The sequence below is a fragment of the Pseudomonas sp. PK-RTE-24 genome (genome assembly GCF_054052265.1).
On the sequence record NZ_CM133224.1, the window covers coordinates 1537417 to 1552911 of the forward strand.

The 15495-nt window shown below is 59.9% G+C and carries 14 protein-coding genes; 8 read left to right on the plus strand and 6 right to left on the minus strand.

The features are described 5' to 3' along the window. Positions 1–143: 143 nt before the first annotated feature. The 5 genes from hflK (ACV8MC_RS06730) to cfaB all read left to right on the plus strand — a co-directional run bounded on the left by hflK (ACV8MC_RS06730) (position 144) and on the right by cfaB (position 7463). Entirely contained in the window at positions 144–2105 is a 1962-nt protein-coding gene (gene hflK, locus ACV8MC_RS06730; RefSeq protein ID WP_457264852.1) for a protease modulator HflK, read from the plus strand. Next, on the plus strand, positions 2102–3145 hold the full coding sequence (hflC, locus tag ACV8MC_RS06735) for a protease modulator HflC (RefSeq protein ID WP_457264853.1): 1044 nt from the start codon (positions 2102–2104) through the stop codon (positions 3143–3145). Before hflK (ACV8MC_RS06730) ends, hflC begins: the two co-directional genes overlap by 4 nt. Further along, positions 3142–4191, plus strand: coding sequence for a protease modulator HflK (gene hflK, locus ACV8MC_RS06740; protein ID WP_457264855.1), 1050 nt, complete (start codon positions 3142–3144; stop codon positions 4189–4191). The genes hflC and hflK (ACV8MC_RS06740) overlap by 4 nt, the downstream gene beginning before the upstream one ends. Continuing rightward, positions 4188–6098, plus strand: coding sequence for a cation-translocating P-type ATPase (locus tag ACV8MC_RS06745; protein WP_457264856.1), 1911 nt, complete (start codon positions 4188–4190; stop codon positions 6096–6098). Before hflK (ACV8MC_RS06740) ends, ACV8MC_RS06745 begins: the two co-directional genes overlap by 4 nt. Positions 6099–6275: 177 nt before the next feature. Further along, positions 6276–7463: a C17 cyclopropane fatty acid synthase CfaB gene (cfaB, locus tag ACV8MC_RS06750; protein ID WP_457264857.1), complete on the plus strand. Its 1188-nt coding sequence runs from the start codon at positions 6276–6278 to the stop codon at positions 7461–7463. Between the two features lie 10 nt (positions 7464–7473). Here the strand turns inward: cfaB and cls are convergent, their stop codons facing one another. Beyond that, on the minus strand, positions 7474–8913 hold the full coding sequence (gene cls, locus ACV8MC_RS06755; protein WP_457264858.1) for a cardiolipin synthase: 1440 nt from the start codon (positions 8911–8913) through the stop codon (positions 7474–7476). 131 nt (positions 8914–9044) lie between these two features. On the opposite strand from cls, the gene ACV8MC_RS06760 reads away from it, so the two are divergent. Further along, entirely contained in the window at positions 9045–9563 is a 519-nt protein-coding gene (locus ACV8MC_RS06760; RefSeq protein ID WP_016772436.1) for a DUF3617 domain-containing protein, read from the plus strand. Positions 9564–9648: 85 nt separating this feature from the next. On the opposite strand, the gene ACV8MC_RS06765 is transcribed toward ACV8MC_RS06760, so the two are convergent. From ACV8MC_RS06765 to ACV8MC_RS06785, 5 genes are all read right to left on the minus strand, one after another. Beyond that, the gene (locus ACV8MC_RS06765) at positions 9649–10524 is read right to left on the minus strand and encodes a metal ABC transporter substrate-binding protein (protein WP_457264860.1); all 876 of its coding nucleotides are present in this window, start codon (positions 10522–10524) and stop codon (positions 9649–9651) included. Between the two features lie 11 nt (positions 10525–10535). After that, positions 10536–11405, minus strand: coding sequence for a metal ABC transporter permease (locus ACV8MC_RS06770; RefSeq protein WP_252887040.1), 870 nt, complete (start codon positions 11403–11405; stop codon positions 10536–10538). After that, on the minus strand, positions 11405–12073 hold the full coding sequence (locus ACV8MC_RS06775; protein ID WP_457264863.1) for a metal ABC transporter ATP-binding protein: 669 nt from the start codon (positions 12071–12073) through the stop codon (positions 11405–11407). The genes ACV8MC_RS06770 and ACV8MC_RS06775 overlap by 1 nt, the downstream gene beginning before the upstream one ends. Further along, a complete protein-coding gene (gene folE2, locus ACV8MC_RS06780; RefSeq protein ID WP_457264865.1) occupies positions 12070–12966 on the minus strand; it encodes a GTP cyclohydrolase FolE2 in 897 nt (298 codons plus the stop codon). Before folE2 ends, ACV8MC_RS06775 begins: the two co-directional genes overlap by 4 nt. 83 nt (positions 12967–13049) lie before the next feature. Next, positions 13050–13388, minus strand: coding sequence for a glutamine synthetase (locus ACV8MC_RS06785; protein ID WP_457265536.1), 339 nt, complete (start codon positions 13386–13388; stop codon positions 13050–13052). Positions 13389–13636: 248 nt separating this feature from the next. On the opposite strand from ACV8MC_RS06785, the gene zigA reads away from it, so the two are divergent. Both zigA and ACV8MC_RS06795 read left to right on the plus strand, forming a co-directional pair. Further along, the gene (gene zigA, locus ACV8MC_RS06790; RefSeq protein ID WP_457264867.1) at positions 13637–14842 is read left to right on the plus strand and encodes a zinc metallochaperone GTPase ZigA; all 1206 of its coding nucleotides are present in this window, start codon (positions 13637–13639) and stop codon (positions 14840–14842) included. Further along, the gene (locus ACV8MC_RS06795; RefSeq protein ID WP_252877144.1) at positions 14842–15492 is read left to right on the plus strand and encodes a DUF1826 domain-containing protein; all 651 of its coding nucleotides are present in this window, start codon (positions 14842–14844) and stop codon (positions 15490–15492) included. Before zigA ends, ACV8MC_RS06795 begins: the two co-directional genes overlap by 1 nt. The last annotated feature ends 3 nt before the right edge of the window (positions 15493–15495 follow it).

Consider the following 15495-nt stretch of genomic DNA (forward strand, 5'->3'; position numbering starts at 1 on the left):
TGAGCTTCGTCGAACATTTCGGTCAAGGCTTCAGGCAAGCGACAGCTGCGGCATCTTTGAATAGATGCAATTGTGTACGAATATTTCACAGTGTCCGTTATATCGTAACGCTATGAACGCTGAGGCTACATTTTCGGGGTGTTATGCAAGTCGATCTTGAGTTGGACGCCACGCCAGTCACCGGGCTGCCGCGCTTTCAGCAAGCAGCTGCGCAGTCACGCAAATTACGTCGGCTGGCTTATGGACTCGGCGCATTGGTCGGTTTGGGCTGGGTGCTGGCGTTTTTCGTCGGCCTGTTTGCGCCGCAGTCCCTGTGGTTACCGTTGTTGGTCAATCAGAGCGCGGCGTTGCTGGTGCTGGTCGCCGGGTTGCAATCGGCGTGGTGGGTGACGCAATGGCGCGCGCGGGTGATGCATCCGCCCGCTTCGCAATCGACCGTCATGGAAGAGGGCGGCGCAGCCGAGGGCTGGTACGAAAGGCTTCTGGAGCGCTTGAGTCAGCAGAGCCGCCATCTGCTTGGACAAATCGGCGCGCCGACATTGTGGCTCGGCGGCTGGGCGTTGCTGGTTCTGCTTGGTATTGAGCAGGTGTGGAATCTCACGTTGCCTGCGGCGGCCTTGGGGCTGTCGGCGAGCATCGGTGCGGCATTGGCGTTGTTGCTGGCGTTTGCCCTGCTGGTGCTGGAGCGGCAACTGGCGCAGGTACCGCCGGCGCAATGGCCGGAAGCGGCTGCGCTGGCACAACTGACCCGGGCGGTGATCATCACCCTGTTGATCGGTGCGCTGTGTCTGTTGTTTGCCAGCGAAAGCGCAGTCTGGCCGGTACGCGTGGCGGTGCTCAGCGCAGTCCTGCCAATGTTGGTTACCGTCGAACTGTTGTTGCGCGCGGTGCTGTCTGTTTTCAGCCCGCGCCGCGAACAACTCGAACCGACCCTGCTGGCGCGCAGTTTTATCGCCGATATGCTGCGTTGGCCGCCGCAGCCGTGGCTGGCGTTACAGCATGAAATGCACAACCGTTTCGGCATCGATTTGCGCCAGATCTGGGCCTTCAGTTACATGCGCCGGGCCTTGTTGCCAGTGTTGGCGGTGGTCGCCCTTAGCGGTTGGCTGCTGACCGGCGTACATGAAATTCCCCTGCAAGGTCGCGGCATCTATGAGCGCTTCGGTAAACCGGTACAGGTTTTCGGCCCGGGTTTGCATAGCGGGTTGCCTTGGCCATTGGGGCGTGTGATCTCCGTTGAAAACGGCGTGGTCCATGAACTGGCAACCAGTGTCGGCGACAAGCCAATCGCCGTGCAGTCCGATTCCGCTGAAGGCCCGGCGCCGCTGACCGCCAACCGTTTGTGGGACGCCAGCCACGTCAACGACAAATCCCAGGTCATCGCCAGCAGCCGCGGCGCGCAACAGGGCCTGCAAATCGTCAACATGGACGTGCGCTTCGTTTATCGCATCGGTTTGAACGACGAGGCGGCGCTCGCCGCGACCTATAACAGCGCCGATGTACCGACGCTGATTCGCAGCGCCGCCAGCCGCATTCTGGTTCACGATTTTGCCTCGCGCACCCTCGACGGTCTGCTCGGCGACGACAGGACAGGGCTGGCCGAGGAAATCGGTCGCGCGGTGCAAAGCGATCTGAACAGATTGAACAGTGGCGTGGAGATCCTTGCCACAGTCGTCGAAGCGATTCATCCACCGGCCGGCGCGGCGAATGCCTATCACAGTGTGCAAGCGGCGCAGATCGGCGCGCAGGCGTTGATCGCTCGCGAACGCGGGGCGGCTGCGCAGGCCACTAACGAGGCGCAGTTGCAGGCGAGCGCGGCGCGGGATCAGGCAACGGCAAATGCGCGGGAGATCAGTGCCGCTGCGCAAACGGCAGACCTGAAATTCAGCGCCGAACAGAAAGCGTTCGCCAGTGCTGGCCAGGCGTTCGTGCTGGAGCAATACCTCAGCCAGCTCAGTCAGGGCTTGAGTAAAGCGAGGTTGCTGGTGCTCGACCATCGACTTGGCGGGAGCGCAAATGCGCCAACCATCGATCTGCGTACTTTCACACTGCCGACTGATCCGTCGCCCGCCCGTACCACCGCTCAACCAGGAGCCACCCATTGAGCCAGTCGCCTGTTCATGACGTTCACGACCACAGCGGCCACGACCACGGCCACGGCGGGCATCACCATCATCATGGTCATCATCACCATCACGGCGAGGTGCCAGAAGCCGGACCATTTCCATGGCGGCGTATGGCCTGGGCTGCGTTGCTGGTGGCGTTTGCCATTGCCGCCGCGAGTCTGGTGCAAGTGCGCTCCGGCGAAGCCACGGTCATCACCCGTTTCGGAAATCCGTCGCGGGTATTGCTTGATCCCGGTTTGAGCTGGCGCTGGCCTGCGCCGTTCGAAGCAGCGATTCCGGTGGACTTGCGTCTACGTACCACCTCAAGTGGTTTGCAGGACGTCGGCACCAAGGACGGTTTGCGCATCATCGTTCAGGCCTACGTGGCGTGGCAGGTGCAGGGTGATCCTGAACACGTGCAGCGTTTCATGCGTGCCGTGCAGAATCAGCCGGATGAAGCGGCGCGGCAGATTCGCACCTTTGTCGGTTCGGCACTGGAGACTTCGGCCAGCAGTTTCGATCTGGCCAATCTGGTTAACACTGATGCTAAACAAGTGCGCATCGGCGATTTTGAAGCGCAGTTGCGTCAGCAGATTGACCAACAGTTGCTCGCCACTTATGGCGTGCGCGTGGTGCAGGTCGGTATCGAGCGGCTGACTTTGCCCTCGGTCACGCTCAGTGCAACCGTCGATCGCATGCGCGCCGAGCGTGAAACCATTGCTACCGAACGTACAGCGATCGGCAAACGCGAAGCGGCGCAAATTCGCTCCGCCGCCGAGCGCGATGCGCGAATCGTCCAGGCTGATGCAACGGTGAAAGCCGCTGACATTGAAGCGCAATCGCGAGTCGAGGCTGCGCAGATTTATGGTCGCGCCTACGCCAGCTCGCCGCAGCTTTACAACCTGCTGCGCTCGCTCGATACCCTCGGCACCATTGTCACACCGGAAACCAAACTGATTCTGCGCACCGATGCCGCACCTTTCCGCGTATTGGTCGACGGCCCACCGATGCTCGACAACAAAGCCGGATCGCAGCCATGAGCGAAGAAGTTCCACGTGGAACACATGCGTTGAACAGTCCGTGGATTCAGGCCGGCCGTCTGACCTTCATCGCCTTGTATGCGATCACTTTTTTGGCCGCATTAGCATGGGCGGTCTCGAATGTCCGGCAGATTGATCCGCAAAACCGCGCAGTAGTACTGCACTTTGGCGCGCTTGATCGCGTTCAGAATGCCGGGCTGTTATGGGCGTGGCCGCAACCCTTTGAGCAGGTGATTCTGTTGCCGGCGGCTGATCGGGTGATCGAGCGTCGAGTGGAAAATCTGTTGCGCAGTGACGAGGCGCTGAAGGCTGACCGGGTGGCGTCCTTCGCTACGCCATTGAGCGATGCACTTGCCGGGTCTGGTTATTTATTGACCGGTGACGCCGGCGTAGTGCAACTGGACGTGCGAGTGTTTTACCAAGTCTCCGATCCCTATGCGTTCGTGTTACAGGGCGAACATGTGCTACCAGCGCTCGATCGGTTGGTGACGCGCAGCGCCGTAGCCCTGACCGCCGCGCGAGATCTCGACACCATTCTGGTCGCTCGCCCGGAATTGATCGGCGCCGACAATCAGGCAGCCGAGCGCCGTGAGCGATTGCGCGGTGATCTGGTGCAAGGCATCAACGCGCGTCTTGCTGAACTGAAGGCGAGCGGGCAGGGCATCGGTATCGAGGTGTCGCGGGTCGATGTGCAATCGAGTCTGCCGGAGCCAGCGATCACTGCTTTCAATGCGGTTCTGACGGCCAGTCAGCAGGCTGACAAAGCAGTGGCTAACGCGCGCACCGATGCCGAGAAACTTGCCCAGTCCGCCAACGAACAGGCAGACCGCACGCTCCAGGTGGCTCACGCGCAGGCAGGCGAGCGTCTTGCAAAAGCCTCAACCGATACCGCAACCGTCATGAGTCTGGCCAAGTCTGCCGACCCGCAAATGCTCCTGCGTCTGTATCGCGAGCGCATACCGAAGATCCTCGGTCAGGCCGGCTCGGTCACCACCGTCAATCCGAAAGACGATTCCCGGTTGATCATTCAAGGAGCCACTCAATGACCGCGACCACCGCTGCTCCAGGTTTGTTGTCCTCGATCGAACAACGTCGCGCCGCGCGCCAATTGACCCTGGCGATGCTTGCGCTCGGGCTGCTGGGTCTGGGGCTGGTCTGGCGCTGGACACTCCCGGAGCAAATCGGTGTCAGCCAACTGCTGCTCGGTTTCGCTTCTCTGCTCGTAGCGGTTCCGGTGATGCGATCGGCCTGGTACAGCCTGCGTTATCCAAGCCTGCACGGCATCACCGATCAATTGATTGCGCTGGCCATGCTCGGTGCCTGGGCAACCGGTGATCTGCTCACCGCGGCGTTGTTGCCAATCATCATGATCTTTGGCCATGTGCTGGAAGAGCGTAGCGTCATCGGTTCCCAGGAAGCGATCAATGCGCTTGGCCGGCTGACCCGCAGCCATGCGCGCAAGCTGCAAGCGGACGGTTCGATCATCGAAGTGGACAACCGCACGCTCAGCGCCGGCGATGTTGTCGAGGTGCGGGCCGGTGATCGGGTGCCGGCGGACGGTCGGGTATTGTCCGGCCAGGCGAGTCTCGATACGGCGTCGATTACCGGTGAATCGGTACCGGTGGAAGCGGGCGTCGGCATGCTGGTGTTCGGCGGCGCGATCAACCTCGATGGATTGCTGCGCGTCGAAGTCACCCGCACCGGCGACGAATCCACCTTGGGCAAAGTCATCGCCCTGATGCAAAACGCCGAGCGCTCGAAACCGCCGATCACGCGATTGCTCGAACGCTATGCCGGCAGTTACATGTTGCTGGTCTTGCTGCTGGCGGCGGTGACCTGGTTCGTCACCCATGATGCACAGGCGATGCTCGCGGTGTTGGTGGCGGCGTGTCCGTGTGCTTTGGTGCTGTCGGCGCCGGCCACGGCGATTGCCGGTGTCGCCGTCGCCGCGCGTCACGGGATTCTGATTCGCAGCTCGGCGTTCCTCGAAGAACTCGCCGATCTGACCTCGCTGGTGGTCGACAAGACCGGCACGCTGACTTACGGCACGTTGCGTTTGCAGTCGATCGACAGCCTGAATGCGGACGCTGCCGAAGTGCAGACACTGGCCGCCAGTCTTGGCGCGGCGAGCAGTCATCCGGTGAGCCGGGCACTCGCCGGGATGGCCGATCAGGAAGCCTATTGGCCTCTGACCAACATCCATGAGCGCCAAGGCTTGGGCGTAGTGGCGACGACAGAGAAGGGCGAAGCTGCGCTCGGTCGTCCAGAGTTGTTCGCGCAACTGGGCATCACAACGCCCCTCGTTCCTGAACACGATAGCCCGATTGCCGGCCTGGCTTTGAACGGTGAATTCCTCGCCTGGCTGCTGCTAGCAGACAGCATCAAACCGGAAGCGCGCTTTGCCTTGAGCGAATTGCGCGAACTGGGGCTGGGACGCCAACTCCTGCTGACGGGGGATCGTCAGAGCGTCGCGCGAACCTTGGCGCAGGAAGTCGGGCTGAATGAAATCCAGGCGCAAGCGCTCCCGGAGGACAAACTCAATCGCGTGCTCAAGGAAATCGATCACGGCTTCCGCCCGATGGTGGTCGGTGACGGCATCAACGATTCACTCGCGCTCAAGGCCGGCGTGGTCGGCGTGGCGATGGGCGCTGGCGGGGCCGATATTGCTCTGGCTTCAGCGGACATTGTGTTGATCGGCAGCGACTTGCGTCGCCTCGGTACTTGCGTGCGCTTGAGTCGTCAGTGCCGGCGTACTTTGCAGGTCAATGTGATCATCGGTCTCGGCTGGACCCTGGCGATCGTGGTCTTCGCGGCTTTCGGTTGGCTTGGCGCGGCCGGGGCGATGATCGCGGCTCTGCTGCATAACCTGAGTACCTTGTTGGTGTTGGGCAACGCCGGACGTTTGCTGCGCTTTCAGGAGCCATTGCTCAGGCTCGACCCTCAGGCTAAATGAAAGAAAATTCATCGAACCGCAGAGTACGCAGGCAGTCATCTATCGTAAGGCACGTCGCCTGTGGCGTTCAGCCGATGTGCCGATCACGATAGACAAGGCCGATCGAATCGATAGCCTGCTATTTTTCAAGGTTGGTCTACCCTCAGATCAGACGTCTGAAACAAGGGGGGATTTTCCATGCTCGCGCAACTTCCACCGGCCTTGCAGAACCTGCAGTTACCGCTTCGCCTGCGACTCTGGGACGGCCACGAGTTCAATCTGGGGCCGACGCCGAGCGTAACCATCGTGGTCAAGGACCCGCAGATGGTCACTCAATTCACCCACCCAAGCCTGGATGCGCTGGGTGCGGCGTTCGTCGAAGGCAAACTGGAACTGGAGGGCTCGATTAGCGAGGTCATCCGGGTTTGCGATGAGTTGAGCAATGCGCTGCTCGACGAAGACGAAGACAGTCAGCCGGTGCGCGCGCAACACGACAAGGACACCGACGCCAAAGCCATCTCCTATCATTACGACCTGTCGAATGCCTTTTATCAGCTGTGGCTGGACAGCGACATGGCGTATTCCTGTGCCTATTTCGAAACCGGCAGCGAAACCCTCGAACAGGCGCAGCAAGCCAAATTCCGCCATCTGTGCCGCAAGCTGCGCTTGCAGCCGGGCGAATATTTGCTGGATGTTGGTTGTGGTTGGGGCGGTCTGGCGCGGTATGCGGCGCGAGAGTTTGGCGTCAAAGTGTTTGGTATTACCTTGAGCAAGGAACAATTGGCCCTGGCGCAGGAGCGAGTCAAAGCCGAAGGGCTGGACGATCAGGTCGAACTGCAATTGCTCGACTATCGCGATTTGCCGCAGGACGGCCGCTTCGACAAGGTTGTCAGCGTCGGCATGTTCGAACACGTCGGACACGCCAATCTCGCCGAATACTGCAAAACCCTGTTTGGTGCGGTGAAGGAGGGCGGCCTGGTAATGAACCACGGCATTACCGCCAAGCACACCGATGGCCGCCCGGTTGGACGTGGCGCAGGCAACTTCATCGAAAAATACGTGTTTCCCAACGGCGAGTTACCGCATCTGGCGATGATCTCTGCCGAAATCAGTGAAGCGGGACTGGAAATTGTCGATGTCGAAAGCCTGCGCCTGCATTACGCGCGCACGCTCGATCACTGGAGCGAGCGACTGGAGGACAATCTCGAAACGGCGGCGAAACTGGTGCCTGAGCAGGCACTGCGTATCTGGCGTCTGTATCTGGCCGGTTGCGCGTATGCCTTTGCCCGGGGCTGGATCAATCTGCATCAGATCCTCGCTGTGAAAGCGCATCCGGATGGCAGCCACGAACTGCCTTGGACCCGCGACGACATCTACCACCCCTGAGACGGGGCGCTCAGAGTATCGGCGAAATCAGCCGGGCGATCCGCATGCCGACCTGTTGCAGGCGGTGGATCTCCCGGCTTTCTTCTTTGGCCACTTCATCGGCCAGGGCGAAATCGTCATTGAGCATTTGTTCCACGGCGGCGGCGAACTCACTGTCGACGGTCAGCAACATCACTTCGAAATTCAGGCGGAACGAGCGATTGTCCAGATTGGCGCTGCCGATGGCGCTGATTTCGCTGTCGATCAGCACGACTTTCTGATGCAGAAAACCCGGACGATAGCGGAACACCCGCACGCCGGCACGCACCGCCTCGAAGGCATACAGGCTGGAGGCGGCATAGACGATGCGATGATCAGGCCGCGACGGCAACAGCAGGCGCACATCGACACCACGCAACACCGCCAGCCTCAATGCCGCGAACACCGCTTCGTCCGGGACAAAGTAAGGGCTGGTGATCCATACGCGTTGCGTTGCTGCGTGAATGGCTTCGACGAAAAACAGCGAGCAGGTTTCGTAGGCATCCGCCGGGCCGCTGGCGAGCAATTGGCAAAGCACGCCATCCTCCGGGTATGTATCCGGAAGGATCAACGGCGGCAATGTGCGAGCAGCCCAGAACCAATCTTCGGCGAACGATTCCTGCATGCAGGCCACCACCGGCCCGCGGACTTTGACGTGGGTGTCACGCCACGGCGCTAATGGTGGCTTCTCACCCATGTATTCATCGCCGACGTTATGCCCGCCGACAAAGCCGACTACGCCATCAACCACAACGATTTTGCGGTGGTTGCGAAAGTTGACCTGAAAGCGGTTGAGCCAGCCGCTGCGCGTGGCAAAGGCTTTGACCTCGACGCCGGCGTCACGCAGCGCCTGCACGTAATGATGGGGCAGGGCATGGCTGCCGATGCGGTCGTAGAGCAAATGAATTGATACGCCTTCGGCGGCTTTCTGCAAAAGCAAATCACGCAAGCGCTGGCCGAGCCGATCGTCGTGGATGATGAAGAACTGGATCAGCACGGCTTCCTTCGCTTGTGCGATCGCCTGGAAAATCGCATCGAAGGTCGCGGTGCCGTTCACCAGCAGTTGCACCTCGTTGTTCGCCAGGCACGGCATGCGCCCCAGTTTCGGCATCGCGCGCAGTGAGGCGTAGGCGCTCGAAGCGCGAGCGGCCAGAGCCTCCTCCACCCATGGACGCCAGTTCAGTTCTGAAATGGCCAGGCGCATCTGCTCGTTGGCCTGGCGCCGGGCCTTGATGTAGCCATCGAAGGTACTGCGACCAAAGACCAGATACGGAATAAGCGTGAAGTAGGGAATGAAGATCAACGACAATGCCCAGGCGATCGAGCCTTGCGCTGTGCGCACGGTCAGCACCGCATGGATCGCAGCGATCGAACCGAGTGTGTGCAACAGGGCGATCAGGTAACCGAAAATGTGCGGTCCGAAAAAATCCATGGGGCAGCCTTGCTCCGCGAGATGCAATGCTTAACAGACCATGTTCTGCGGCGAATGTCTCTATTTAATCGGCGCATGAACCGACACAATCGGCCGGCGTCTAACGGCCACAACTGATCAGGAGTTACTCGATGAACGTTCGTCTGCTGGGTTTGGCGCTGGGCCTGGGTTTGGCATTACCGGTGGTTGCGCAGGCACAAATGCTGCAGCCGGGGTTGTGGGAAATGTCTTCGAGCAATCTGAAGGTCGATGATCAGGCCATGGACGTGCAATCGATCCTTGGCCAGATTCAAGGCCAGATCACCCCGCAGCAGCGCGCTGCGCTCGAGAAAAACGGCATCAATATTGGCGGCAAGGGGATCCGTGCCTGCCTGACGCCGCAGCAGGTGGCAACCAACGATATCCCGCTGGCCGATCCGCAATCGGGCTGCAAACAGCAGATCACCGAGCGCACCGGCAACCAGTGGAAATTCCGCTTCAGCTGTCCGAAAGCCCAAGGCACCGGTGTGGCGACATTCCTCAGTGACCGCGAATTCACCACCGTCGCCAATGGCACCTTCAACGCTATCGGCATCAACCAGAAGGGCAGCCTGGAAACCCGGGCAGTCTGGCTGGGTCAGGATTGCGGCACGGTAAAACCCCGCGCTTAAACCCCTCGCAGCGCTCCCACAGCTGGAACCCATTCCAACTGTGGGAGCGAGCTTGCTCGCGAATAGATCGGAAGTACACCTCAAGTCATGGCCGACTCAACGCCTTGTACAGCGTATTGAGGTTGTATTCGAACAGCCCGGTAAAGGTGCTCGCCGGTCCACTCGCCGCCAGTGCATCCGAGTACAGCGTGCCACCGATGTGTGCGCCGCTTTCATCCGCGATCTGCTTGAGTAGACGCGCGTCCTTGATGTTCTCCATGAACACCGCTTTGACCTTCGCCTGGCGAATCTGCGTGATCAGCGCAGCGACTTCGGCGGCGGAGGGTTCGCGTTCGGTGGACAAACCCTGTGGCGCGATAAAGTCGATGCCATAGGCCTGACCCAGATAGCCAAAGGCATCGTGGCTGGTGACGATATTGCGATTACCCGGCGGCAGCGCGCCGAGTTTGTTTTTGGCTTCGGCGAGCAGGGCATAGATCTGCTTGAGGTAGGTCTGGCTGTTGCGCTCGTAGTCAGGCTTGTTGGCCGGGTCGGCGGCGATCAGCGCCTTGGTGATGTTGGCGACGTACAACTCAGCGTTCGCCAGATTGTGCCAGGCGTGTGGATCCGGAACCGTTTCGCCGTCTTCATCGAGCGAACGTGGAATCACCCCGCGACTGGCACTGATCACCGTCGCCTTGCTGTCGGTGCTGGTCACCAGGCGATCCAGCCAAGGTTCGAAACCGAGGCCGTTCTTGATGATCACTTTGGCTTTGAGCAATGCCTTGGCATCGTCCGGTGTTGGCTCGTAGGTGTGCGCATCGGCGTCCGCGCCGACCATGTTGGTAATCTGCACGTGCTCGCCGCCGACCTGATGAACCATGTCGGCAAGGATGCTGAAGCTGGTGACCACCGGCAGTTTTTCGGCGGCCGACAAGGACATCGACAGCATCAGGCTGAACAGCACGAGTAGAGCGCGCATCGGGAAACACCTCATTGGGATGTGAGCAAAGGCGGGCGGCGCAGCAAACCGTGAACCGGTCCAAACACCACCGACAGCAGATAGCCGACCCCCGCGACCAGCACGATGGCCGGGCCGCTGGGCAGCGAGTAGTAGAACGACAGCAGCAAGCCCAGCCACACAGACACGCAGCCCATGACGGCGGCGACGGCAATCAGTATCGGCAGACGACGACTCCAGAATCTCGACGCGGCAGCCGGAAGCATCATCAGTCCCACTACCATCAGCGCGCCGATGGCCTGAAAACCGATCACCAGATTCAGCACGACCAGAGTCAGGAACACGCCATGAGCCAGTGGCCCGAGACGACTGACTGTGCGCAAGAACAGCGGGTCGAGTGTGTCCAACAGCAGGGGTTTGTAGATCGCCGCCATGGCCATGAGGCTGATGGCCGAGACCCAAAGCATGCCGGTCAGCGTCGGTCCATCCACGGCTAGCGCCGAACCGAACAGCAAGTGCAGAAGGTCGAGGCGCTTGCCGGCAATACCGAGAATCAGCACGCCGCTGGCGAGTGAAATCGGATAGATCGCGGCGAGACTGGCGTCCTCGCGCAAACCCGTACGCCGGGTTATCCAGGCTGCAAGTCCGGCCATACTCAGGCCGGCGCCGAGGCCGCCGAGCGTCAGGGCAGGAAGGCTCAAACCGGCAAACCAGAATCCCAGCGCTGCACCAGGGAGAATGCCGTGGGCGACAGCGTCGCCGATCAGGCTCATCCGTCTGAGAATCAGAAACACGCCCAAGGGCGCCGTGCTGCACGCCAACACTAAGCCGCCTAGCAAGGCCCGGCGCATGAACACAAACTCGCTGAACGGCTGCCAGAAATGGCTGACGGTGGCGAGCATCAGGCGACCTGCATGTGCGGTGTCGGCTGGATCAGTTCTCGGCTGGTTCCGTACACGCAGTGGCCGTTTTTGATCAGCAGCGTATGCGGAACATGTTCTCGTACCGCCGCCAGGTCATGGCAGACCACGACCAGTGTCCGGCCCTCGGCGTGCCAGTGGTGAATGTGTTGCCAGAGCAATTGCTGGCCGAGATCGTCGAGTGCGGCGTGCGGTTCATCGAGCAACAGCACCGGGGCGTCAGCGAGGCTCAGTCGTGCGAGCAGGGCACGTTGTAGCTCACCGCCGGACAGGGCCATCAACGGACGCTGTTCGAGGCCACTCAAGTGCCAGTCTTCCAATGCGTTTTTCAGTCGCTGCGTGCGCAGTTGCGTCGACAGCCGGCGGCCCCAGAAACCTGCGGCGATGAGTTCTTCCAGGTTTATTGGAAATTGCCGATCCAAGTGCTGCTGTTGCGGCAGAAAGGAAATTCCGCTTTGGCGTGGAACAGCCATTTCCACTTTGCCAGCGAGAGGCTTCTGCAATCCGGCAATGACCTTTAGCAGGCTGCTTTTGCCGCAGCCGTTGGCGCCGATGATGGCGGTCAGGCTGGCGCTCTCGAACTCAAGACTCAGAGGCGTCGTCAGCGGTTGACCGGGAGCGCCCCAGACCAGCGATTGGCAGCGGATCATATTTGCTCCCGCTGCCAGCTGCTTTCGGCGACGGCGTCATGAGCATGCAGGCTTTCGGCGTGGATCACGCGGATATGCAATTGTTTGATGCCGGGTGTGCGTTGCAGTGCCAGGTTGAGGCGGCGCGCGGCGTCTTCGCAGAACATCAGGTTTTGCCCATTGGCGAGTGCGAAGGCTTGCTCGTCGGGGCGCTTTACTGCGGTCTGCACGGCGGTGCCGAGGGCTGCTTCAGCGTCATCGATGATCGCTGTCAGCGGTAGCTCGTCGATGAAATTGTCGAGATGCAGGTGCAGTTGCGCATAGCTACGTTGGCTGTGCGGCGTCGCTACGATCCCTTTGGTTGAGCCAAGCCATGCCAAAACATCGGCATGTTGCAGGGCCTTGTTGGCGAAGTCGTCGATGAATTGCTGCTGGATCAATTGCCTTGCCAAGGCTGCCGAGCAGGGGCATGTCGAGGAATAGGGCACCTCGAGTTTTAGTTCCACGTGGAACATTTGCTGTTTCAGGCTTGCTGAAATGGTTGTCGGATAGGATTTCCAGCCGGCTAGGGGGCTGACTAACGCCGGTCGTTTCAGCAATAAGTCGGTGTGAACGTTCAGATATGCGCAGGCGGATAGACCTTGGTGACTTACCAGAAAACCCTTGAGTACCTGATGCAGCAGAGCGGGAGAAAGGCTTCGCTGTTCGAGGGCTTCGAGTGCCAGATACAAGCGCGACATGTGAATACCACGCGCTTCACCATCATCGAGACTCACGCCAGCGTCGACTCTGGCGCTGAGGCGTTGGCTTTCGAGCACAACGGGTAGGGCAATCCCACGCATGCCTACCCAATCGAGTGGCAGTGCCTGGCGCGCAGATTGGGCGGCAATATCCGGGAGAGTAAGAGCATTCATGGTTGAGACCGTCGTATTGATCTCTATTTACGTTACATTATAACAATCCATTCAGCGATGCTTTTTTCATGAAAAGGTTTTCACTAGCAGCCCGTCATCCGGCTGCAAGTGAATCTGGCGCTGCTCCCTCCCGAGCTGGAAAAACGGTTGATGGTCGTCCAGCCGACACGACGGGTGTAGCCAACCCAAGCCTCGCCATCGGAGGCGATGCCGGTAAAAAAGGTCAATTGGCCGAAGCGGCTGTTGGTTTGCGCCCAATAGCGATGGCCGTTCTTTTCGAACCCTCGCAAATAAAGCGTGGTGCCGACCGTATTGACGCTATAGGCATTGCCGTCGGCGTCTGCACATGCCAGCAAATTAGCGCTGCGCGTGCAGTGCGCGAGCGCCGGCATTTGCGCTTGGGCTTGGCCGGCCAGCGACATAGCAAAGCTCAAAAGCAGGTATTTCAACCCATTGTTAATTGCGAGTTTCCACGATCGGTGCTGCGGCAATTTGCGAAATCTCCTGCGTCGGACTGGCAAGCTCAAGCTGTTATGCTATAACATCAACCGCCACCAGCCTGAGCTGCCGATCACAATCGTTTGCCTTCATTGTCCCGAGTAAATGGAGCGCAACACGCCAAGCGCACACCTGAAAGCGCAAATCGGCTGCCATTTATGAGGATTATCCAATGTCAGCCAAATTGCCCGTCACCGTATTTTCAGGATTTCTTGGCGCCGGAAAAAGTACACTTTTGAATTACGTACTACGTAACCGAGACGGCTTGCGCGTAGCGGTGATCGTCAATGATATGAGCGAGATCAACATCGATGGCAGCGAAGTCCAGCGCGATGTCAGTCTGAACCGTGCGGAAGAAAAGCTCATTGAGATGAGCAACGGCTGCATTTGTTGTACGTTACGCGAAGACCTGCTTGAAGAAGTCAGCAAACTCGCCCGCGAGGATCGTTTTGATTACCTGCTGATCGAGTCCACTGGCATTTCCGAACCGCTTCCGGTCGCTGAAACCTTCACCTCCCGCGATGAACAGGGGCAAAGCCTCGCCGACATCGCTCGCCTCGATACCATGGTCACCGTGGTCGACGGCGTGAATTTCCTGCTCGATTACCAGGCGGCCGAAAGCCTTGCCTCTCGCGGCGAGATTCTCGGTGAAGAAGACGAGCGCTCCATCACCGATCTGTTGATCGAGCAGATCGAGTTCGCCGACGTCCTGCTGATCAGCAAAATCGACCTGATCAACCAGCACGAGCGCGAAGAACTTACCGCGATCCTCAAGCGCCTCAATGCCCAGGCTGAAATCATTCCAATGGTGATGGGCGAAATCCCCCTGGAGAAAATCCTCAACACCGGTCGTTTCGATTTCGAGAAGGCCGCACAAGCGCCTGGGTGGCTGCAGGAATTGCGCGGTGAGCACGTCCCGGAAACACAGGAATACGGCATCGCCTCGACGGCCTACCGCGCGCGCCGGCCATTCCACCCGCAACGCTTTTTCAGCTTCATTGACCGCCCATGGCTGAACGGCAAGCTGCTGCGCTCCAAAGGCTTCTTCTGGCTCGCCAGCAAACCCACCGATGCCGGTAGCTGGTCTCAAGCCGGCGGTTTGATGCGGCATGGATTCGCCGGGCGCTGGTGGCGTTTCGTAGCAAAGAATCAATGGCCCGAAGATCAGGAAAGCGTGCAGGCGATCATGGAAAACTGGACTCCAAGCGTAGGAGATTGCCGCCAGGAGCTGGTTTTCATTGGTCAGAACATCGATTTCCTACAGCTCTCCGCCGAACTCGATGCCTGTCTTTTGACCGACGAAGAAATGGCCATGGGTGTAGAAGGCTGGCGTTCGCTGCCTGATCCATTCGGCCCTTGGCAAGAAGAGGCCGCCTGATGCTCGCACTCAAGGATCAGCCGCTTCTTACCCGTCAGCAGCACCAGGGTGTGACACCGCAAACGTTGACGCGAATCCTGGACGACCAGACCAATCTCGCCGTCTGGCAACGCCAGCTACCCGTGCACATCGCCGATTTTGCGCAATTGGTGCTGTCGCTCAACGAGCCCTTGGCCGAGTCGCTGTGTCTGGAATTGCCCGACGAAGATGCCGAACCGGATCTCGCCGGTCTGGCTGCAGGGCTGCGTGATCTGCACGGTTTCGAAGGTTTCATCAGCGACCTCAAATGGCTGATCAGTGCCTTCACCTGCCTGCTGGGCGCGCGGCGTATTGGCGTGCGTTTGCGCGTGCTGGACAAGGCCATGTGTCCGCGTTTCCACGTCGATCACGTGCCGGTGCGCCTGATCACTACTTACGCTGGCATCGGCAGCCAATGGCTTGAGGAGGGTGCGATGGACCGCGCGCAACTTGGCCAGGCCGATGCCGAACCGCAAGATCCAGCGTCGATTCGTCAGCTCAACAGCGGCGACGTCGCGCTGCTCAAAGGCGAAAAGTGGCACGGCAATGAAGGCTTCGGCCTGATCCATCGTTCGCCGCAACCGGCACCCGGTGAGCGCCGTCTGTTGCTGACCCTCGACTGGCTCGGCTGACAC

What these genes read in the sequence shown, in the direction of transcription:
- ACV8MC_RS06745 (WP_457264856.1), top strand. Translation starts at nt 4,188, where the DNA reads ATGACCGCGACCACCGCTGCTCCAGGTTTGTTGTCCTCGATCGAACAA.
- zigA (WP_457264867.1), top strand. Translation starts at nt 13,637, where the DNA reads ATGTCAGCCAAATTGCCCGTCACCGTATTTTCAGGATTTCTTGGCGCC.
- cfaB (WP_457264857.1), top strand. Translation starts at nt 6,276, where the DNA reads ATGCTCGCGCAACTTCCACCGGCCTTGCAGAACCTGCAGTTACCGCTT.
- cls (WP_457264858.1), bottom strand. Translation starts at nt 8,913, where the DNA reads ATGGATTTTTTCGGACCGCACATTTTCGGTTACCTGATCGCCCTGTTG.
- ACV8MC_RS06795 (WP_252877144.1), top strand. Translation starts at nt 14,842, where the DNA reads ATGCTCGCACTCAAGGATCAGCCGCTTCTTACCCGTCAGCAGCACCAG.
- folE2 (WP_457264865.1), bottom strand. Translation starts at nt 12,966, where the DNA reads ATGAATGCTCTTACTCTCCCGGATATTGCCGCCCAATCTGCGCGCCAG.
- ACV8MC_RS06785 (WP_457265536.1), bottom strand. Translation starts at nt 13,388, where the DNA reads ATGTCGCTGGCCGGCCAAGCCCAAGCGCAAATGCCGGCGCTCGCGCAC.
- ACV8MC_RS06760 (WP_016772436.1), top strand. Translation starts at nt 9,045, where the DNA reads ATGAACGTTCGTCTGCTGGGTTTGGCGCTGGGCCTGGGTTTGGCATTA.
- ACV8MC_RS06765 (WP_457264860.1), bottom strand. Translation starts at nt 10,524, where the DNA reads ATGCGCGCTCTACTCGTGCTGTTCAGCCTGATGCTGTCGATGTCCTTG.
- ACV8MC_RS06770 (WP_252887040.1), bottom strand. Translation starts at nt 11,405, where the DNA reads ATGCTCGCCACCGTCAGCCATTTCTGGCAGCCGTTCAGCGAGTTTGTG.
- hflK (WP_457264855.1), top strand. Translation starts at nt 3,142, where the DNA reads ATGAGCGAAGAAGTTCCACGTGGAACACATGCGTTGAACAGTCCGTGG.
- hflK (WP_457264852.1), top strand. Translation starts at nt 144, where the DNA reads ATGCAAGTCGATCTTGAGTTGGACGCCACGCCAGTCACCGGGCTGCCG.
- ACV8MC_RS06775 (WP_457264863.1), bottom strand. Translation starts at nt 12,073, where the DNA reads ATGATCCGCTGCCAATCGCTGGTCTGGGGCGCTCCCGGTCAACCGCTG.